13 protein-coding genes are annotated in these 20,510 nt (G+C 59.6%); 9 read left to right on the forward strand and 4 right to left on the reverse strand.

Features of this window, described 5'->3' with window-relative positions; translation table 11 throughout:
* Positions 1-157: 157 nt before the first annotated feature.
* The 7 genes from QP977_RS02405 to QP977_RS02435 all read left to right on the forward strand — a co-directional run bounded on the left by QP977_RS02405 (position 158) and on the right by QP977_RS02435 (position 10,350).
* The gene (locus QP977_RS02405) at positions 158-424 is read left to right on the forward strand and encodes an HPr family phosphocarrier protein (protein WP_224433282.1); all 267 of its coding nucleotides are present in this window, start codon (positions 158-160) and stop codon (positions 422-424) included.
* Positions 425-512: 88 nt separating this feature from the next.
* Positions 513-2,204, forward strand: coding sequence for a phosphoenolpyruvate--protein phosphotransferase (gene ptsP, locus QP977_RS02410; RefSeq protein WP_070827462.1), 1,692 nt, complete (start codon positions 513-515; stop codon positions 2,202-2,204).
* A gap of 467 nt (positions 2,205-2,671) precedes the next feature.
* The gene (gene brnQ / locus QP977_RS02415) at positions 2,672-4,075 is read left to right on the forward strand and encodes a branched-chain amino acid transport system II carrier protein (RefSeq protein ID WP_069359208.1); all 1,404 of its coding nucleotides are present in this window, start codon (positions 2,672-2,674) and stop codon (positions 4,073-4,075) included.
* An 80-nt stretch (positions 4,076-4,155) separates the two neighbouring features.
* The gene (locus QP977_RS02420; protein WP_187269940.1) at positions 4,156-5,400 is read left to right on the forward strand and encodes a dicarboxylate/amino acid:cation symporter; all 1,245 of its coding nucleotides are present in this window, start codon (positions 4,156-4,158) and stop codon (positions 5,398-5,400) included.
* Positions 5,401-5,523: 123 nt separating this feature from the next.
* The gene (thrC, locus tag QP977_RS02425; protein WP_049189589.1) at positions 5,524-6,972 is read left to right on the forward strand and encodes a threonine synthase; all 1,449 of its coding nucleotides are present in this window, start codon (positions 5,524-5,526) and stop codon (positions 6,970-6,972) included.
* A 136-nt stretch (positions 6,973-7,108) separates the two neighbouring features.
* Positions 7,109-8,845 carry a thiamine pyrophosphate-binding protein gene (locus QP977_RS02430; protein ID WP_224784053.1) on the forward strand — a complete coding sequence of 579 codons (1,737 nt, stop codon included), beginning with the start codon at positions 7,109-7,111 and terminating at the stop codon, positions 8,843-8,845.
* Positions 8,846-8,922: 77 nt separating this feature from the next.
* The gene (locus QP977_RS02435) at positions 8,923-10,350 is read left to right on the forward strand and encodes an MFS transporter (RefSeq protein WP_049189591.1); all 1,428 of its coding nucleotides are present in this window, start codon (positions 8,923-8,925) and stop codon (positions 10,348-10,350) included.
* A 29-nt stretch (positions 10,351-10,379) separates the two neighbouring features.
* Here QP977_RS02435 and QP977_RS02440 read toward each other — a convergent pair whose 3' ends face one another.
* From QP977_RS02440 to QP977_RS02450, 3 genes are all read right to left on the reverse strand, one after another.
* Positions 10,380-12,593: a hypothetical protein gene (locus QP977_RS02440; RefSeq protein WP_049189592.1), complete on the reverse strand. Its 2,214-nt coding sequence runs from the start codon at positions 12,591-12,593 to the stop codon at positions 10,380-10,382.
* Positions 12,594-12,691: 98 nt separating this feature from the next.
* Positions 12,692-15,874, reverse strand: a complete 3,183-nt coding sequence (locus tag QP977_RS02445; RefSeq protein WP_049189593.1) for a bifunctional [glutamine synthetase] adenylyltransferase/[glutamine synthetase]-adenylyl-L-tyrosine phosphorylase — start codon at positions 15,872-15,874, stop codon at positions 12,692-12,694.
* Positions 15,875-15,934: 60 nt separating this feature from the next.
* On the reverse strand, positions 15,935-17,275 hold the full coding sequence (locus QP977_RS02450; protein ID WP_005511085.1) for a glutamine synthetase family protein: 1,341 nt from the start codon (positions 17,273-17,275) through the stop codon (positions 15,935-15,937).
* 140 nt (positions 17,276-17,415) lie between these two features.
* On the opposite strand from QP977_RS02450, the gene panB reads away from it, so the two are divergent.
* Together panB and QP977_RS02460 are read left to right on the forward strand one after the other, a co-directional pair.
* Complete coding sequence (gene panB / locus QP977_RS02455) at positions 17,416-18,225, forward strand: 3-methyl-2-oxobutanoate hydroxymethyltransferase (RefSeq protein ID WP_224783789.1); 810 nt, start codon at positions 17,416-17,418, stop codon at positions 18,223-18,225.
* A gap of 30 nt (positions 18,226-18,255) precedes the next feature.
* Positions 18,256-20,076, forward strand: a complete 1,821-nt coding sequence (locus tag QP977_RS02460) for a CYTH and CHAD domain-containing protein (protein WP_049189595.1) — start codon at positions 18,256-18,258, stop codon at positions 20,074-20,076.
* Positions 20,077-20,088: 12 nt separating this feature from the next.
* Here QP977_RS02460 and QP977_RS02465 read toward each other — a convergent pair whose 3' ends face one another.
* Positions 20,089-20,292 (reverse strand): SPOR domain-containing protein, encoded by a 204-nt coding sequence (locus QP977_RS02465; protein WP_016423068.1) that lies wholly within the window; start codon positions 20,290-20,292, stop codon positions 20,089-20,091.
* Between the last annotated feature and the right edge of the window lie 218 nt (positions 20,293-20,510).

Below are 20,510 nucleotides of genomic sequence, written 5' to 3' on the forward strand. Positions count from 1 at the left end.
GGCAGCGGCTGTATCTCCCACCGCCTCCAGGGTTTCCCGGAGCGTGCGCGACGTTGATGCTAAGCAAGCACCAGCGGGCGGCGCACCCGCGGTGGGATGTACAGGCACTGTGCCTGAGTCAGAAAATTTCACATATTCGACCCGAAAGGATTCAACCATGATTACTCGTACCGCTACCATCGGTTCCTCCGTAGGCCTGCACGCTCGCCCGGCTTCCCTGTTCACTCAGGCTGCTGCTGAGTACGACTACGACATTGTCATTTCCCTTGACGACGAAGAGGCCGATGCCGCCTCGATCCTGGAGGTCATGACCCTCGGCGCTAAGCACGGCGACGAAGTCACGCTGAGCTGCGAGGACGACTCCGCAGCTGCAGCTCTGGACGAGCTTGCAGCCATGCTCGAGCGCGACCTGGATGCCGAGTAAGCCCAGCTAAAACACTCCTGGATAACACCACGGCACACCACGACCGACGAGTATCCCCGCAGAGGTCCCGAAAAGGAGATCGGAAGCAATGAACGAGCAGCACACTGTCATCTATGGCATCGGTGTCTCGACCGGTACGGCCAGCGCTGAAGTAGTAAAGGTACTCCCCGCCCCGGGAGTTGATACTCAAGAGCCGTCGTCGACCGATCCCGTCGCCGATGGTGAGCGCGTCCGCGCGGCGATGGCCAACGTCGCAGAGTCGCTGAAGAAGCAGGCTGAGCACTCCAGCCCGCAGGCACGTCCGATTCTGGAGGCCACTGCGCAACTGGCTTCCGATAGGGCGCTCGCCAAGGCCGTGGTGAAGAAACTCAAGGCGGGTTCCGGCGTCACCCAGGCCGTTCACGATGCCGTTGAGGACTACGCGCAGCTCCTAACCAGTCTCGGTGGCTACATGGCTGAACGTGTCACCGACCTCTACGATGTTCGCGACCGCACAATTTGCGAGCTGCGTGGCCTGCCAAAACCGGGCGTCCCGGATGTCTCCACCCCAACTATTCTGCTTGCCGACGATCTCGCGCCCGCCGAAACCGTGGGTCTTGACCCCGAGTTGGTCGTAGGCATTGCCACCGCTGGTGGCGGGCCGACCAGTCACACGGCTATCCTCGCAGCACAGCTGGGCATTCCAGCCGTCGTTAAGGCGAAGGGCGTCATGGAACTCGAGGCCGGAACCTTCGTCGCCATTGACGGCGGCGCCGGTGAGGTGATTGCGAATCCGACCGCCGATGAGGTCGCCGCGTTGGAAGAGCGCGCTCGACGCCGGGAAGCAGCCCTAGCGCAGTCTGTGGGCGCAGGCAAGACCGCTGATGGTTACCCGGTGAATCTGCTGGCCAACATTGGTACCGCGGAAGATGGTGAGTCTGCGGCAGCGCAGGATAATGAGGGCACCGGCCTGTTCCGTACTGAGTTCCTTTTCCTCGACCGCGACAAGGCTCCGAGTTTGGAAGAACAAACGGAAACCTACACTCGTGTGCTGAAGGCATTCGGTGAGCGACGCGTGGTTGTGCGCACGCTGGATGCGGGTGCGGATAAGCCGCTGAGCTTTGCCGACCTAGGCGAGGAAGAAAACCCGGCGCTGGGTCGCCGCGGACTGCGCCTGTCGCAGGCTCGGGAAGATTTGCTGGATACGCAGCTGGATGCACTCGCCGCTGCGTTTGACGCCACCGGCCGTAAGGCTGACCTGCGGGTTATGGCTCCGATGATCGCAACGGTCGAAGAAACAAAGTGGTTTGCAGACAAGGCACGGGAGCGTGGCCTGCCGAAGGTCGGCATCATGATTGAGGTCCCCGCAGCAGCAATTCGCGCGAAGCAGCTGCTGTCCATTGTGGACTTTGCCTCCATTGGTACTAACGACTTGTCGCAGTACACTATGGCGGCCGACCGTATGCAGGGGGCTCTGGCGGATCTCCTATCGCCATGGCAGCCGGCTGTGCTGCAAATGATTAAGTCCGCATGCAAGGGCGGCAATGCTACCGGCAAGCCCATTAGTGTCTGCGGTGAAGCCGGCGGTGACCCGCTGCTGGCACTGGTCCTGGTGGGCCTCGGCGTGAGCTCGCTGTCCATGGCTTCCAAGAAGGTGCCGGCCGTCCGCGCCGCTCTCCGCCTCCACGACCGCGCTACCTGCCAGCAGATGGCAGCATACGCTGTCGATGCCGAAACTGCGGCCGATGCGAAGGCCGCAGTGACCGCGCTGGTGGATCCGAAGGTGAAGGATCTGCTGTAGAGCGACGGAATTAGCACTAAGCCTGGCGTACACACGCTGTCAGCGTAAACGTGTGCGCCAGGCTCTTTCTCTTATGTTCGCTGCCCCATCACAGGCAGCAAATTTTCTGGGAAATTTCTTGATTTTCTCTCTCTCGAACGCCCCATTAGGATAAATAGAGTGCCTTCGTCGGCACCACCAACGCCGTCGAAGCCCCTTAATAATTCCAATAAAGACGGCTCATACAAGCCGCAACTTAATTCACGCATCAGGCTCCACCCAGCCCGTGAAAATTCACAATTTCACATTAAGAGTGTCAGTTTTCGACATCGTGGCCTTTCATCTACATGGGCACACGAACTGCAATTGCGCTGTTGTAACGGGCGTTTGCGCCACCGCAGCACAGGCAACAACGGCGTCGCCACAGCAGCTTGCAGCATCGCCCTTGACCTTACGGGCGACACTAATTTAGAAAGAACACAATTCTCATGACCAAGTCGAGCGGAGTGGAGTCCCCGAAGTCTTTCGCTTCCATTATCGTTGTTACAGCTCTCATGCTGTTTTCGATGTTCTTCGGCGCGGGCAACCTCATCTTCCCGCCGAAGCTCGGAGTGGATTCCGGTACCAATTTTGGCCCCTCAATCACCGGCTTCCTGCTCACCGGTGTGGCGTTGCCAGTTCTGGCCATCATCGCTATCGCCATTTCAGGCAACAACCTGCGTGACCTAGCGTTCCGCGCGGGCCGCATCTTTTCCTTGGGCTTCCCGGTAATCGCATACCTTTCCATCGGTGCTTTCTACGCTCTGCCGCGTACCGGTGCCGTGTCGTACGAAACCGGTGTCCAGCCGATTTTCGGCAGTGATTCACTGGCCGTCGCTGCGGCCTTCTACTTTGTTTTCTTCGGTATCGCCTTAGCACTTGCGTGGAATCCGAATGAAATTGTGTCCAAACTGGGCAAGATTCTCACCCCGGCTTTGCTGATTCTCTTGGTTGTATTGGTTGGAATGTCGGCATTCAAATTCGATGCCGCTCCGGCTGCGCCAATTGAGAAGTACTCCTCTACCCCATTTGCCTCCGGCCTGGTCGAGGGCTACCTCACCATGGACTCCATCGCCGGCCTGGCATTCGGCATTATTGTGATTTCCGCCCTGCGCGTCAGCGGTGTCCCAGAAGGCAAGCGCATGGTTCGCGGAACCATGACCGCAGGACTGTTCGCCGGCATTTTGCTCGCCATCATCTACTTGGGTCTGGGCTATGTCGGCCAGGTGCTGCCGAATGCCGCCTCCTTCGATAACGGCTCGGGCATTCTCGCAGAGGCTTCCAAGCTGGCCATGGGCCAGGTCGGACAGATTGTCTTCGGCCTCATCGTTCTGCTCGCATGTATGACCACGGCTGTCGGCCTAATTGCCGCCACCAGTGAGTTCTTCAACCTGCTGCTTCCGGGCATCAGTTACAAGGCCTGGGCCATTATCTTCACGGTCATGTCCTTCGTAATGGCAACACAGGGGCTGTCTCAGGTACTGGCGATTGCCGCGCCGATCATCACCTTTATTTACCCGCCGGCTATCACTCTGATTGCACTGACTCTTCTCGACCCGGTCATTTCCTACTCCTTCAAGCTGCATTACACCTACCGCCTGGGCGTCTGGGTTGCCACCATCTGGTCGGGTATCTCAGTACTCTCCGGTTTGGGTGTCGGTGGTTCTGCTTTGGCGGACTTCCTCAGTCTCGTACCTGGTCAGAGCATCGAGTTCGGATGGTTCCTGCCGACTCTGGCAGCGACGGTGATCGGATACGCAATTGACGTCGTCACGCGAAAGCAGCGCGCAAATCGCCCGGCGAGTGTGCTTGCCGACGAGACCGTTGCAGAAGAGGTAGCCGAAAAGGCGTAAAACCACACCCGGTTATTTGCGTTGCATAACGTAAATACCGCACGCTAGAGAAGTAAATTCCATCCGAACAAGGATTGACTATGAGTACCCGAATGCGTTTTACGCAAACGCTCCTTTTCCGCGTTATTGTCGCGATTATTCTGGGCATTGTCTGCAGCTTTTTCTTCCCGGACTGGCTGGCTCGAATTTTTGTCACTTTCAATGGCCTCTTTGGTAACTTCCTGGGCTTCTTTATCCCGGTGCTGATTTTTGCCCTCATCACGCCGGCGATTGCCAGCCTGGGCCGCGGCGCCGGAAAGTGGCTGGGTATTACCACTGCTATCGCCTACGGCTCGACGGTGTTCTCGGGTCTATTGGCCTACGCCGCCACCCAGGGGCTCTACCCTTGGCTGCTCGGCGCTGACCAAGCCGGCGCATCGGTGGATATTGATGAGGGCGCGCTGGAGAGCTTCTTCAATGTGGAGATGCCACCGCCGTTTGACGTCATGACCGCCCTGTTGCTGGCTTTCACGGTCGGTGTGGCGATGACCACCGTGAAGTCGGACTCGCTCTACCGCGGTGCGACGCAGCTGCGCGACGTGATTATGAAGATCATCTCGGCGTTTATCATCCCGCTGCTGCCGATTTACATCTTCGGCATGTTCCTGTCTATGGGCATGAACGGCAACCTGACCACGACGCTGTCGATGTTCTTCAAGGTGCTGCTTCTGGCAGTCATCGGCACCGTGCTCCTGTTGGCAATCCAGTTCTCCATCGCTGGCGCCATCGCTGGCCGTAGCCCGTGGACGTCCCTGAAGAACATGCTGCCGGCTTACGTCACCGCACTCGGCACCTCCTCCTCGGCCGCTACCATTCCGGTGACGTACAAGGCCGCGCTGAAGAATGGTGTCTCGGAGAAGGTCGCTGGCTTTACCGTGCCACTGTGCGCAACCATCCACCTGGCCGGTTCGATGATGAAAATCACGCTGTTCGCATTTGCCGTGATGTTCATGGCGGACAAGCCGCTTTCGCCGGGCATGGCCATCGGCTTCATTCTCACTTTGGGTATCACCATGATCGCGGCTCCGGGCGTTCCAGGTGGCGCAATTATGGCCGCGGTCGGTGTGCTGCAGTCCATGCTGGGCTTCGATCAGGAGCAGGTCGCTTTGATGATTGCCGCCTACATCGCCATCGACTCCTTCGGTACCGCATGTAATGTCACTGGAGACGGTGCAATTGCCATGATTGTTAACCGCTTTGCCAAGGATGATGTCATCGACCGTTCCGAAGAGCTCAGCTTCGACGCTGAAGAGGCCAATTCCGCATCTTCCACAACCGAGGCCTAACTGGCTTCGGTGCATATGTAAAAATTAAAGAAAACATCCACCGGTCAACCCCGTCGCAATCTTTCAAAAGGCCTTCTTATGGGCCGATGCGGCGGGTGTTGGCATACATGTAAGGGGCCCGCCTTGGACTTCATTTCGACTCGCGACCCAGAGCGCACGCCGCACAAGTTCTCAGACATTCTCCTGGGAGGTCTCGCTAACGACGGTGGCCTCTACCTGCCGGTCGAGTACCCACAGGTTGACGATGCCACTTTGACGCGTTGGCGCTCCGTGCTTGTCGACGACGGTTACGCAGCCTTGGCTGCAGAGGTCGTCAGCCTTTTTGTGGACGACATTCCACTGGAGGATTTGCGCGGTATCTGTGCACGGGCGTACACCTACCCGAAGTTCTCCGATCCGGATATTGTGCCGGTGACGAAGCTGGAAGATCAGCTCTACATCGGTCACTTGTCCATGGGCCCCACAGCGGCATTCAAGGATATGGCGATGCAGCTGCTCGGTGAGTTCTTCGAGTATGAACTGGCTCGTCGTGGCGAGACCCTGAACATCCTCGGCGCCACCTCTGGTGACACGGGTTCCTCGGCCGAGTATGCAATGCGCGGCCGTGAGGGAATCAGCGTGTTCATGCTAACTCCGGCTGGTCGAATGACCGCGTTCCAGCAGGCTCAGATGTTTGGTCTGCAGGATGCCAACATTCACAACGTCGCCCTCGACGGTGTCTTCGACGATTGCCAGGACATCGTTAAGGCGGTCTCCGGTGACTTGGAGTACAAGGCCAGCCGCCACATTGGCGCAGTCAACTCCATCAACTGGGCTCGCCTGATGGCTCAGATCGTGTACTACGTCTCCTCGTGGATTCGTGTCACTGGCGGCAACGGTGCTGAGGCGAACAACGCGCAGAAGGTCAGCTTCAGTGTGCCGACCGGCAACTTCGGTGATATTTGCGCCGGCCATATTGCGCGCCAGATGGGTGTGCCAATTGACCGCCTGATTGTGGCTACCAATGAAAACGATGTCTTGGATGAGTTCTTCCGCACGGGTGCCTACCGCGTGCGCAGCGCTGCGGAGACTCAGGCTACCTCTTCCCCATCGATGGATATCTCCCGCGCGTCTAACTTCGAGCGTTTCATCTTCGATCTGCTGGGGCGCGATGCTGAGCGCACTGCAGACCTCTTTGGTGTCAAGGTCAAGGAGGGCGGCTTCTCTCTTACTGCTGATCCGATCTTCCCGGAGGCTTCTGCCCAGTACGGTTTCCTCTCCGGTCGCTCGACTCACGCTGACCGCGTCGAGACCATCAAGGACTGCTGGGAGCGCCTAGAGGTCATGGTCGATCCGCACACCGCTGACGGCATCCACGTCGCCCGCGGCCTGGTAGACCAGGTATCCACCCCAATTGTCTGCCTGGAGACCGCTCTGCCGGTAAAGTTCTCCGAGACCATCCTGGAGGCCACCGGACGCGAGCCGGACTGCCCGGAGCGTTTCGCGGACATCATGAATGCCCCGCGCCGCGTTACTGAGCTGCCGAATGATGTCGATGTGGTGAAGAAGTTCATCGACGACAACGTGGCTTAAAACCGGGCATAGCCCAACCTCCCCCCCCATCCGCGCAGCAGCGATGTGGAATAGTGCCCTCTTTTTTAAGGGCAAACGGCATTATCTTGGGCTATAGGGCTGTTATTACCCCCGTGATTACCTCACAATTGTTCACATGAGTTTCACTCGAGTTAATAGCCGTCCTATGCCCCACGCGCCCGCATCTTCCCCGCAGGAAGGTTCCCAAAAGACAACCACGGTCTCGCGGGCGCTGGCCGACACACTGGCCCAGCACTGCGACCACTGCTTCGGTCTCATCGGCAACGCGAACTCCCACTTCACGTCAGCCCTTACTGAATCGGGATTCGGCTACTCCTCCGTCCGACACGAATCGGCTGCTGTCGGGGCCGCCGATGCATTCCACCGTGCAGGTGGAGGGCTTGCCATCGCGACCGCCACTTGCGGCGCAGGATTTACCAATGCGCTAACCACTCTGGCCGAGGCTCGAGTAGCCCGTATTCCGCTAATTTTTGTCGTCGGCACGCACCCGGAACGCCCACGTCCCTTTGACCTTAATCAGGCGGCGCTCCTCGACGCCCTCGACGTCTGTCATCGCACCGTTACTCCCGAGTCCGCGCTTGACGACGCAAACTTTGCGGTCCAGCACGCACTGAGTTCTCGGCAGCCTGTCGTGCTGCTGCTCCCCTATGACATCCAAGAAGCACCGATTACGGCATCTGCGTCTGAAACACAGTCGACTAATCAGGAGCATCTGCACACCGGCCGACCAGAATGGTTGGAGTCAACTGTCGCGTCGCTGGCCGAGGAACTGCAAACTGCCCGTCGCCCACTCATTATTGCTGGTAGAGGTGTGTTGCTCTCTGGTACCGCAGATCTAGTCCGCCGCATCGGGGACGGTGCGGGGGCACTGTTTATGCACTCAGCGATGGCTCGTCATGTGCTTTCCAGTCCGTGGCAGATTGGCACCGTGGGCGGTTTTGCGCATGCGTGGCAGGTGGAACTAGCTCGACAGGCCGATGTGGTGCTGTTCCTGGGAGCAAGCTTCAACGCTTTCCAAAACCGTGGCGGCAACATGTTTGCACCGGACGCGAAGATTATCCAGGTTGTCGACGAGCCCCATCCCGCTGCTCAGCCGTCGGTGACACCGCTATTGGCTAAGTTGGAGGAACTTCTGCCCGTACTGGCAGAGCAGCTGGAGAAGTCCCGGGGGGCGTCGTCAAGCACATGGCGTGCGGAGTTGAAGACACTGCCGACGACAGCGGAGGTCGAGTCGCTGACGTGCGCGGATGGCCGGTTGGATCCGCGGGCGTGCCTGCAGTATCTGAATCGTATCCTGCCCAATCAGCGCGCTGTGTGTACTGACGGTGGCCATTTCCTGGGGTGGGTTCCGAAATATCTTGATGTGCCTGGTCCGCAGCAGCAAGTGATTGTGGGCACGGCGATTCAGTCAATTGGTTTGGGCATGGGGTCACTTGTCGGCCTCGCGGCGGCACGCCCCAAGGACTATTGCGTGCTAGTCGCCGGTGACGGTGGCGGCACGATGGGTATTGCGGATTTACCTGCGGCGATTGAGCAGCTGCGGCGTGGTCGTGGCGGTTGCGTGGTGTTCATTAACGATGCTGCCTATGGCGCGGAGCTGCACCAGTTTGGCGATGTCGGGTTGGACACCTCGTCCATGGAGATTGCCGACTACGACTTCGCCGCAGTCGGACGTGCCTATGGCGCTCACGGTTTCAGTGTCGGCGAACCTGAGGACTTTGCCCAACTCGACGCCTACTTCCATGACGTTTCCAACTCCGATGAGGCTTCCGTTGCCGTAATTGATTTCAAGGTCTCACGGCTGGTGGTCGCGGACTTCGTGAAGGAAGTTCTGGCTAAGGCACAAAGGTAGTTTGCCGCAGGCATGATCGGGGCCATCTAGACCCCGGTGCGACCCCTCTTCAGGCCGGTTGGTTGATGGGGTCTACAATGTGGCGAGTGGTAAAGCAGCGTAACGGTAAAGATCAGATTTCATCAACAGATCAGCCCGCCACCGCGGTGGCAAAGGACCCGCGCGAGCATGTCACTGGCCGCGCGATTGCCGTCTGGCTGGCGGCGCTGATTACCTACATCGTTGCCATCGTCGGCCGCACCTCCATGGGTGTCGCTGGCGTCGAGGCGCTCGATCGCTTCCATATCAACGCCTCCCAACTCGCGCTGTTCACCGCCGTGCAGGTTGGCGTCTACGCCCTGGCGCAGATTCCGACGGGCATCATCATTGACCGCGTCGGCGCCAAGAAAACGATGGTCGTGGGCGCACTGATCATGGCACTGGGCCAGGTCATCATTGCGTTCACGACATCGTATCCGCTGGCTGTCATTGCTCGTGTGTTCATCGGCGCCGGCGATGCCACCGCATTCCTCGGTGCTATGCGGCTGCTTCCCGCGTGGTTCCCACTGCGCGTCACTCCGCTGTTCACGCAGCTCACGGCTGGTCTTGGCCAGCTCGGCCAGTTCATCTCTGCGGTCCCGTTCCTCGCGATTCTGCACGCCGCGGGGTGGGTGCCCGCGTTCTTGTCGCTGAGCACCGCGGGTCTTCTCATCGCTATCGTAGGCATGATCGCGCTTGCCGACGTCCCGGAGAACTCCTCCACAGCCAAGATGTCACTTCGTAAACGCCGCGCCGCCGAGAAGGCCGCGAAAACGGCTGCCGATGGCGGAGCCTCTGCCGCAGCCGATGAGAAACTAACTATCGGCCAGACTCTGAAGATTGTGACCACTCACCCGGTGTGCTGGCAGGGTTTCTTCACTCACTGGACTGGTTTGATGCATCAGTGCATCTTCACATTGCTGTGGGGCATGCCTCTGATGATGCTAGGTATGGGTCTTAAGCCCTCCGAGGCCAGTGTGGTGCTGGTCGTTAACACGCTGTCAGTAATTATCGCCGGGCCGTTGATGGGCATGGTCTCGGCACGCACCGGCCGCGACCGTATCAAGGTTGTTGTCGCAATCGCGTTTATCAACATGGCCGTCTGGCTTGTGTTCCTGGCACCGAGCAACCCACCAGCGTACTGGGCAATTATCGTAGTCAACATCCTAATGGCCGGTCTTGGTGCAATGTCCAACTTCGGCTTTGACTCAGTGCGCGAAGAGGTCGATCGCAAGGTACTCGCCACCGGCACTGGGTTGGCGAATATGGGCGGTTTTGTGGCCACCATGCTCGCTGCACAAGGTGTCGGCTTCCTGCTGGATATTGCAGCTCCCGATGGAAATTACACCTGGGAGACCTTCCGCATTGGCTGGTTGGCTGTCGTCGGTGTGTGGGTGATTGGTTTCGTTGGCCTGCTGGTTGCAAAGCGTGCGGCGGCACGCTTTGTCGCCCAGCAGAGCCGTTTTGAGCTGGAACCTACGGAGTAGGAACTACAGGAAGTCGAGAGACGGAGCGGCTAGAACAGCGAAAGCTGCTCTGGTCCTTCCAGTCCCTCCGAGTCATCCGAGTCCTCCGATCGCCCAGAGGAGTCTGCGCGGCCGCTATCCGCCGTGCGTTCGCTGCCATCGGTCTGAGCACCATGGGAAGCGCGCTCACCGGTGTCAGTTTCGGAGGCTGCGTTCTCCGGGACGTCGTCAAGCGAAGGCGTTGATGCTACGGCCTCACGCTCATACATTTCCTGCAGCTTCTCGGTCTTGGTAATGCGGACTAGCTCGGCGTAGATGACCAGCTTCATAGAACTATTGACCAGTGGCCCCAGCTGGGAAAACAGGACATCGACGTCGCCGTCAACCGCGAGGCAAGCGCGACGCAGGCTCTCCTCGGAAATAATCCAGCGAGAAGTTTCCGCGCAGGTTTCGCGGTCGCCGATGAAGTCCAACGCGAGGGCAACCTGGTTGCTGGCGACGCCATCCAATGTGGCAGCCAGGCGCTCGTTAGGTGCGGCATCCTTGAACAGGCGGGCAATCTGGACTGCCTCCGCCGTCGGCACCTGGCCAGCGGCATACTCAGCGATGAGTTCGGCCATGCGCTGAGCACCGACGTGCTGATCAGTCAGCCAGATGTCGTGCAAGGCATACATGATGGCCATGGCTTGCCAGGAGGCGTGCCCATGATAGAGAATACCCAAGATGCCGGCCTGCTCCAGCAGCCAACCGACCATCGCTTCCCCATCGGCGCCATTGCGAGCGCAGAGGTTGTCGACATTCCAAGCCATATGCCCTTCGACGCAGCAGCCATAGAACTTCTGATCTTCCTCCAGCTGCGCGGCCAGTGACACTACTTCACGCGCGGCATACGGGTAGCCGTAGGCAAGGGTGGCATGCGACAGATCATCGACGCCCATGGTCACCCACGGAAACTCGCCGTGCCACGGACCGCGACCAACGAGGAAGCCCGCCGCGAGATACGCCCATCGGGTCGAGGCATCAGCGTTGTACCAGTACTGCAGTGCGCGCGGCGTCGGATGCCCGCTGTCAGCGTGAATCAATCCCGCGTTGACCAGCATCTCCACAATCCAGGGCGCCGCGAAAGCACTCGCCCCTATTGACGCTGCGAAGTCCTGAATCCACAGCAGGCTCGATTCCTCATACATGTGCAACGGGTCCTTCAGACGTCCGTCGCCGCTGCCCGCAGCATCCATAAACGCCGAAGCAAACGCCACCGCAGCCACCGAAGCTTCGGTCAATTCCTTTGACTCCAGCGTTGCCGGGAAAGACTCCGTCGGATGCGGCTTACGAATCGACCACATGTCGCCCTTGAGCGCCAACGCGACTGCGCCCACCAGGCGGGCAACCACTGTCGATTCGTTGCGTGCTTCCGATTCTTGCTCAAATGTCGGCATCGCCGGTTCTTCTAGCACAGTCAGCAGCAGACGCTCTTCGGCCCAGCGCACCGCGTCGGCACGTAGTTCAGACCACATATAGGAGGGCAAGTACTTCTCGTCGGTTGCCATCCAGCGCAGCTCATTGCGAATATCCACCGGAGCTGTCATCACCAGAGCCCGCACCTTCACCGGATCGCAGAGGAAGCCTGCAATGAGCTCCACCTGGCGAGCCTGCACATTCCGCACCGTTAAATCGCTGGCGTTCAGGGCTCGCGGTGTGCCCTCTCCCGGCGCGTTATCCGGCTCCAGCCCCATGCGCTCCATACGGCGACTCAGCACATCCGCTGGCATATTCGCCACTAAGTCGGCGACGCGGAAGCTAAGGCTCGGTTCCGCCGGGAACACCTCCGAAATATGTGGCGGCACATGCCACACGCCCGCCGGTTCCTCCCACACGAGCCCCTGGCGCTGGCCACGGCGTAGCACATGCTCAAGCTGCTGCTTGCCGACGCGACGACGCTTGCGGTCAACGCCCTTCGGCGTATCGTGCGCCATCACGTCCGCATCCGATGCCCAATAGGCCACTTCTGTGAGGGTATCCAGCGATGCGGAATCCTCCAGAATATGAACCAAGTGGGCCACATCGAGAACATCGGGATCACAAAAAGACAGCGCCGTATGCGCTGAATCCTGTGACATCAGCAATTCCACCGCCTCTTGCCCAGCAGCTGAGGTATCAGCGGCTGGGCACGTGCGGCTCAATAAAAAACGCAGGTCAGTGCCATCGAGGTTGAGAATGAAATCCTCATACCTAGGGCGTACCGAGTAATCGACGTTGCGTTCCATAGCCCACCATTATGCCCGGTCGCCGTGCTAAGACAAAGGCTGCACCCCGCTGCCACATATTGAGCCTCGCAGCGAGGTGCGGCAGACCTCTGCCCGGCCTACTCGTGGTCGGGGTTCTCCTCACCCCAAAACACACGATTGACGACACGGCTGGAGTGACGAGTCAGACGCAAATAGTGCTCAATAAAACCGTTGGAATCCGATGCCTCCCACCCCGCCGCACCGGCGACCTGAGTCAGCTGACGCCCCGGCTGGGGCAGCTGATCCGTGCGCTTACCACGGGTGAGCACCAGCGCATTGCGAGCATTCGTCGCCATCAGCCAGGCATCCCGAAGTGCGTCGGTATCCTCCGCATCTAGAATTCCGCGGTCTTTCAGCACTTCCAGACACTCCAGCGTCGACGTGTTGTGCAACTCCGGCACCTCGTGGGCATGCAGCATGATTAGCAGCTGCACAGTCCATTCGATATCGGTCAGTGCACCGGAACCGAGTTTGGTGTGGGTACGGCGATCGGCTCCGCGAGGCAGTCGCTCGGAATCAACACGCGCTTTCATACGACGGACATCGCGGACCATCTTGGCATCAGCTCCGCCCTGTGGGTACCTCAGCGGATCGATGGCCTTAAGGAAGCGGGTGCCCAGGTCTTTGTCGCCGGCAATCCAGGTAGCCCGTAGCAGTGCCTGAATCTCCCAGGTTTCACCCCAGCGCTCGTAGTAGGTCACATAGGAATCCAGGGTCCTGACAATCGGGCCCGAGCGTCCTTCTGGGCGCAGGTCCACGTCGACCTCCAATGGCGGGTCCTGGCTTGGCTTTGCCAGCCGACGACGCAACGAGTCACAAATCCTGGTTGCCCACTTGACCGCCTCGGAATCGTCGACAAGCGGCGCTCCATCGGCGTCCTTGCGGGGTTCACAGATGAACATCACGTCGGCATCGGAGCCGTAGCCCAGTTCAGCACCGCCGAGTCGCCCCATACCGATTACGGAGATAATGCCCGGGACCTCCGAGTCAGGATGCTCCAGCGACCACGCACGGATTTCGGCGGCGAGGGCAGCTTCGAGTACGTTGTCCCACACCATCGACAGAGAATGACAGACCTCTTGCACATCCATCAGTCCGAAGAGATCTGCGGAGGCAATGCGCGCGAGCTCTGCACGGCGCAACGCACGTGCCACACCAATGGCCTTAGCTGGACTGTTGTGACGAGCAGCCGCTGCGACCAGCGCACGCCCGACTGCATCGGAGTCGGTATTCAGTAGCTTCGGCCCGGACGCGCCGTCGCCGAACCGTTTAATTACGTCCGGCGCACTCATAATCAGATCAGACGCGTACGGCGAAGAACCGAGCACCCGCATCAACCGCTGGCCGACGACGCCCTCATCGCGCAGCGTACGCAGGAACCACGTTTCGTCGTGGAGCTTCTCAGAGAGCTTGCGATAATTGAGCAGACCCGCGTCGGGGTCTGGCGTCGACGATAGCCACTCCATCAGCGTCGGTAGCAGCATCGCCTGAATACGCGACTTGCGCGAGGTGCCCGCCGCCAGCGCAGAAAGATGCTCGTAGGCGCGATCCGGGTACTGATAGCCCAGCGCGGCCAGCTGGCGCTTTGCCGCATCGGCCGATAGCTGCAGGGTTCCAATGTCCTGCTCCACCACGGAGTTCAGCAGTGGACGGTAGAAAAGCTTGTTGTGCAGGGAGCGGATCTGTGAGCTGGCCAGTCGAACCTGCTTGGCCAGCGGTTTGCTGGCATCGGTGCCGCCCTCACCGACGATGCCAGAGGCGCGACCGAGCCACTGAAGAGCTTCGGTGTCGTCGTCGGCAGGCAACAAATGCGTCCGCCGCATCTTTTGCAGCTGCAGGCGGTGCTCCAGCAGACGGACGAACTCGTAGGCGTTAATCAGCGCGGCACCGTCTTCGCGACCGATATAGCCAGCCTCGACAAGTGCGTCGAGTGCCATCACAGTTGGCAGCACGCGGAGGCTATCGTCATAGCGACCATGGACCAGCTGCAGCAGCTGCACCGCGAACTCGACATCACGCAGACCACCGCGACCGAGCTTGAGCTCTCGGTAGCGAAGCTCTTCGGGGACGTTTTGGACCACACGGGCGCGCATGCGTTGAACATCATCGACGAAGGATTCCCGCTGAGAGGCGGTCCACACCATCGGAGCTAGAGCATCGATGTATTCGCGGCCCAGCTCGATATCGCCTGTCATCGGCCGCGCCTTCAGTAACGCCTGGAACTCCCAGGTTTCAGCCCACCGCTTGTAGTAGGCGACGTGGGAATCCACGGTGCGTACGAGTGCACCCGACTTACCCTCCGGTCGGAGATTCGCGTCGACCTCAAAGAAGCAGTGGCAAGAAATCCGGATAAATTCGCTGGCCAAACGGGTGGCTCGGGCATCCGCCGGCTCTGCGACGAAAATGACATCCACATCGGAGATGTAGTTCAGCTCTTCCGCACCGCACTTGCCCATGGCGATTACGGCCAGGCGTGTTGAGACCGGCGACGAAGGAAAGACCTGTTGCACCGCGACAGAGAGTGCAGCCGTCAACGCCGCATCAGCCAGATCACTGAGTGCCTCCGAGACCTGACGGAATGGGACTTGTGGCTGTCCCGGACGGCGAGGGCCCCGTGGGTACGTGCCAGCCAAGTCGTAGCACGCAATACGCATAATCAAGTCGCGGTAGGCGCACTGCATCGCAACTTCGGCCTCACGGCCGGTTAGCTTCGCACGGTACAAACCGGGGCCTTCAAGCGTGGCGGGCGCAACGACGGGGTTGCGATACTCGGGATCCTCCTGCTTTTCCAGACTGGCCTCATCAGTGAGTTCGATGACCTCGGGCACAGCCCCGACGCTGGAGAGCATCTCGCGGAACATGTCTGCCTCAGTTGGAAACTCAGCTTGGAGCAGAACCCACTTTTCTGGGTGTGCAACCAGGTGATCGCCCAGTGCACTCGAGCCGCCGAGCAGCGCAAACATACGCGTACGTAGCGGCACCTGCTCGCGCATGGCTTCATCGAGACCGGACCAGGTGGCCCAGTTCTCCAGCTTTCCCTGCTGCTCCAGCTCGTCGAGAGCGCCTTTCAGCCGCACTAGCGCCATAAGCGCCAGCTTGGGGTCGCTGGCTCCGGCAAGACCCCACAACAGATGTAGGGACTCCTCGTTGTACCACCCCAAATCTTCCAGGTCAGCCCGCGTCCGATCGTCATTACGCAAGCCCAGCGCTGCGGGCCGCGGCACTGATTGGCGAGATGTGCGAGGTCGATTCATCACCATTGAAACTGGTCACCCAAAAACAAATTAAAGACGAAAAAGGAAGGGGGCGGTACGGGGAAACTAGTAATCCAGAGTTGTGCGCAGCTCCCACTGCGTCACCTGACGCTGGAACTCGCGCCACTCGCGCCACTTATTGAGCAGGAAGAACTCGTAGACATGGTCACCGAGAGCATCGGCCACCAGATCGGAGCGTTCCATCTCCTGCAGCGCCACCTCCAGGGATGTCGGCAAATCGCGGTAGCCCATCGCACGTCGTTCCCGCTTGGTCAACTCGGAGATGTTGTCCTCTGCCTGCTCCGGAAGCTGGTAGCCCTCCTTAATTCCCTTCAAACCGGCGGCCAAAATCACCGAGTAAGCAAGATACGGGTTACAGGCCGAGTCCAAGGAACGAATTTCCACCCGGCGCGAATGTGCCTTACCCGGTGAGTACATGGGCACACGCACGAGAGCCGAGCGGTTGGCCATGCCCCATGTCGCGGACGTCGGAGCCTCATCGCCAAATGCCGTGCGCTTGTAGGAGTTGACCCACTGATTGGTCACAGCGGAAATTTCGCTGGCGTGAGTCAGAATGCCGGCAATGAAACCCTTTGCGGTGTCGGAGAGCTGGTTTTCATCATCCGGGTCGTGGAATGCATTAGTGTCCCCTTCAAAGAGGGAAATATGAGTGTGCATGCCATTGCCCGGCAAATCCTGGAAAGGTTTCGGCATGAATGTCGCCTGCACACCGTTTTTCATTGCGATCTGCTTAATGATGTAGCGGAAAGACATCACGTTATCCGCCATAGTCAGCGGATCGGCGTAGCGCAGATCGATTTCCTGCTGACCCGGCGCATTTTCGTGATGGGAGAACTCCACAGGGATTCCCATGTCTTCCAACACCGTGATCGCTTCTTGGCGAAAGCGGGGTGCGCGGTCGTAGACCGCCTGGTCAAAGTAACCGCCATTGTCCGTTGGCACCGGCGGCTTTCCATCAGTAGCCAGGCTCTCTACTAGGAAAAACTCAATCTCCGGGTGGATGAACGCGTGGAAGCCCTCGTCGGCAAGCGCCTTAATTTGGCGGCGCAGCACCTGGCGTGGATCTGCCCACGACGGCTGACCATCGGGCATGACGATGTCGCAGAACATGCGCGCGGACGTGATTGTGTCTTCTTTATGCAGACGCGGCATGACCTGGAACGTCGAAGGATCCGGTTGCGCGATAGTGTCAGCCTCGGAAACGCGGGAAAAGCCCTCCACCGCGGAGCCATCGAAACCAATGCCCTCTTCAAAGGAGCCCTCGAGCTCAGCCGGTGCGACGGCAACGGACTTCAGATACCCCAAAATATCGGTAAACCAGAGGCGGATATAACGGATATCTTGCTCTTCGATTGCGCGGAGGACGAATTCCTGCTGACTGTTCATACTTTCCAACGTTACCCAGGTGCCCGGATTCGCGGTACACATTTTGACCATCCGGCGTGGCTAGCCAACTGCCGCGCCCGTGTCATAACCGCTGCCCTCGTGGCCTCGAATTGCGGGTGACTATGGCATGCTCTATTGACATGAGCGGAAAAAAGATTCGTCTGAATAATCTGGCCGAATGGAAGGCTGAGTCTCGCCCCTGGGCAATGCTGACTTGCTACGACTACTCCACCGCGCGCGCTTTTTCCGCCGCCGGTGTCGAGCTGCTGTTGGTCGGCGACTCTGCAGCAAACGTTGTCTACGGCTACGACACCACCACCGAGATCTCGCTGGAAGAAATGATCCCGCTTGCTCGCGGTGTCGTCCGGGGCGCTGGCAACGCACTTGTGGTTGCCGATTTACCCTTCGGCACTTACGAGGCCTCCGATGAGCAGGCCGTGCTGTCCGCCGCGAAGATGATGCGCGAAACCGGCGCACACATGATCAAGATCGAAGGTGGCGTGCGTATCGCCCCGCGCATCCGTGCGCTGGTCAACGCCGGCATTCCGGTCATGGCGCACATCGGTTTCACCCCGCAGTCCGTCAACGCGCTGTCCGGTTTCAAGGTCCAGGGGCGCGGTGCGGGGGCGGACCAGCTGCGTGCCGACGCCCATGCGGTAGCCGATGCTGGTGCCGCGGCCGTGGTCCTTGAGATGGTGCCTGCGGATCTGGCCACCGAGATTACCCGCGAGCTATCCATCCCAACCTGTGGCATTGGCGCTGGTAACCAGTGCGATGGCCAGGTTCTCGTCTGGCAGGATGCCTTTGCAGTTCCGGCCGATGGCCGCAGGCCGTCGTTTAGTTCGGTGTTCGAAGAGGTCGGCGAGATGCTGACCAAGGGAGCGAAGCAGTATGTCGACCAGGTGCACTCCCGCGAGTTCCCTACTGAGGCGCAGAACTTCTCGGGTTAGCTCTTCGATTCGGGGGTAGGATTAGTGGTTATGGCATCTAAGTCTGGTTCTAAGTCCAAAACTCCAACTGCGGCGTTGGAGGTGGAATCTAAGTTCTCAGCTACCCCAGAAGTGGTAGCCCCATCGTTCGATTTCGTTCCACAGGTTGGCTCCACCACCACTGAGGTGCGAAATCTCTCCGCGATTTACCTGGACACGGCGGACCTGCGTCTGACCCGGTCCAAGCACACTCTGCGTCGCCGCACGGGCGGCCCCGATGAGGGGTGGCATCTGAAGGCGCCGGGTACCGGCGGTCGCCTCGAATATGGCGTTGGCCTGGAAGAGGGCTCTGTTAACGGTGAAGGCCGCGATGCTGACTACATCGTGCCTACCGAGTTGCTTGCCCCCGTGCGCGCAATTGTGCGCAATCACCCGCTGCAACCAATCGCGCAGGTAGACAATGAGCGCCACGTCACCACGGTGTTTGCCCTCGATGGCACGCCCATGGCGGAGTTTGCGGATGATCACGTCACGGCGACTTCCTTCCTCGATGGCGGCGAAACCACTACTTGGCGTGAGTGGGAGATTGAGCTGCTCGGGGATTGGGCAAATCACCCGGACGGTAAGGCCGTAATGGCAGCGATGTCCAAGGTCGCTGAGGTGGCTGGCGCCGTGCCGTCGGAAAGCCCTTCGAAGTTGGCGACGGCGTTGGGTGACTCCATCGACTCCGCTCCCCTGCCGCCGGTTCCAGCGAAGCTGCCGAAGGGTACTCCGGGGCGCACTGTGGTCGATGCGCTGGCCGCTAACGTGGCCAAGATGGTCGAGTACGACCCGAAGGTACGCCGCGATGAGTTTGACTCGGTGCATCAGATGCGCGTCGCCACTCGTGAGCTGCGCAGTCATATGCAGACCTTCCACGGCATTGTTGTGGGCGATAAGGTCGCTGAACTGGAGGGCAACCTCAAGCAGCTGGCGGGTGTTCTCGGCGTGGCTCGTGACGCTGAGGTCGTCGCTATGCGCTGGGAGGAGCTGCTGGCCAATCGCGAAAGCGCCGCTTTGGGCGAGGAGCTGCGTGCGAATCTCGTCGAGGATGTCCAGAAGGACTACGACCGCGCTCATCAGCGCGTCATTTTCGCACTCAATTCAAGCGAGTACCTGCAACTTCTCGACGATCTCGATGAGTTCCTCGCCAATCCGCCAATTGCCGCAAATGCGGACGAGGCCGAGGCTGGGGAAAAGAAGTCTAAGAAGAAGGACGAATCGCTTGTCGACGGCGCGGAGAACGCAGACTCCGAGGATACGTCGGCAGCTGGTTCCGAGGTCGCGGCTGAGGCTGATACTGCCGCCGATGCAGCAGCTTCCACGACCTCAGACAAGGCCGAGCCGGAGAAGGTAGCGGCACCGAAGGAACTCGACACCACTGCGGTGCTGCTTGATCACCTGCGCAGCGCGTTTTCGAAGTTCCGTCGTCGCCACAACCTGGTACTCGATGGCCGCGAGGATGCTGACCTGCCAGAGGCAGATTTGGACGAGCGTTACCACGATGTCCGCAAGGCTGCGAAGAAGCTCCGCTACAGCGCGGAAGCTGCTCAGAACGCGGACCTGCCGACCGAGAAGCTCTACGCTGCTTGCAAGAACCTGCAGTCGGTTCTCGGTGACTTCCAGGACACCTGTACTGCGCGCGACTTCGTGCTGGCTCGCGCTAAGCGTGCCTCCCGTGCGGGCAGGGACACCTTCGGCTACGGCGTGCTTTACCAGATGGAGTACTACGACGGCCTGAAGGCCCTGGCTGAGTACGACGATGCCGTGGCAAAGGTTTTCAAGGCCTTCCGCAAGATGGAGAAGAAGATTAAGAAGGGCAAGAAGGCCTAAAGGCGTAGAGCCTTATTTTTCAGCTACTCCCCAGTCGTCATCTTCTTCATCCCAGTCGTCGGCCGCCTTGTTGCGCTCGGCGACTTTTTCCATGGCAGCGCGGGCTTCCTCTTCGGAATCGTAGGGGCCCATTCGGTCGTCCCAACCGGTTTTCTTTCCCTGAAACACCGTGCCCGTCGACGGCTGGTAGTACCACTTACTGCTGTTGTCGCTCACGATTTTTCTCCTCTTCCACATCGAGAACTTGTCGAGTTATCAAGCGGTTCTGTCACCGCCAACTCCACACATAAGCAAACTTGCAGAGAGGCAACCATTTGCCTGCCATGTGCGCTGCGGCGACATAAAATCCCAGTATATAGGTTTGTCACTGTCCCCCGACCCGGGTATTATCGACGGAATTGTTCACCTTAGAACACAAGCGTTGAACGCGAACA

Origin of the sequence: Corynebacterium sp. MSK012 (assembly GCF_030232435.1) — a bacterium.
Classification (GTDB): domain Bacteria; phylum Actinomycetota; class Actinomycetes; order Mycobacteriales; family Mycobacteriaceae; genus Corynebacterium; species Corynebacterium jeikeium_D.

What these genes read in the sequence shown, in the direction of transcription:
- QP977_RS02405 (WP_224433282.1), top strand. Translation starts at nt 158, where the DNA reads ATGATTACTCGTACCGCTACCATCGGTTCCTCCGTAGGCCTGCACGCT.
- ptsP (WP_070827462.1), top strand. Translation starts at nt 513, where the DNA reads ATGAACGAGCAGCACACTGTCATCTATGGCATCGGTGTCTCGACCGGT.
- brnQ (WP_069359208.1), top strand. Translation starts at nt 2,672, where the DNA reads ATGACCAAGTCGAGCGGAGTGGAGTCCCCGAAGTCTTTCGCTTCCATT.
- QP977_RS02420 (WP_187269940.1), top strand. Translation starts at nt 4,156, where the DNA reads ATGAGTACCCGAATGCGTTTTACGCAAACGCTCCTTTTCCGCGTTATT.
- QP977_RS02430 (WP_224784053.1), top strand. Translation starts at nt 7,109, where the DNA reads ATGAGTTTCACTCGAGTTAATAGCCGTCCTATGCCCCACGCGCCCGCA.
- QP977_RS02435 (WP_049189591.1), top strand. Translation starts at nt 8,923, where the DNA reads ATGTGGCGAGTGGTAAAGCAGCGTAACGGTAAAGATCAGATTTCATCA.
- QP977_RS02440 (WP_049189592.1), bottom strand. Translation starts at nt 12,593, where the DNA reads ATGGAACGCAACGTCGATTACTCGGTACGCCCTAGGTATGAGGATTTC.
- QP977_RS02445 (WP_049189593.1), bottom strand. Translation starts at nt 15,874, where the DNA reads ATGGTGATGAATCGACCTCGCACATCTCGCCAATCAGTGCCGCGGCCC.
- QP977_RS02450 (WP_005511085.1), bottom strand. Translation starts at nt 17,275, where the DNA reads ATGAACAGTCAGCAGGAATTCGTCCTCCGCGCAATCGAAGAGCAAGAT.
- panB (WP_224783789.1), top strand. Translation starts at nt 17,416, where the DNA reads ATGAGCGGAAAAAAGATTCGTCTGAATAATCTGGCCGAATGGAAGGCT.
- QP977_RS02460 (WP_049189595.1), top strand. Translation starts at nt 18,256, where the DNA reads ATGGCATCTAAGTCTGGTTCTAAGTCCAAAACTCCAACTGCGGCGTTG.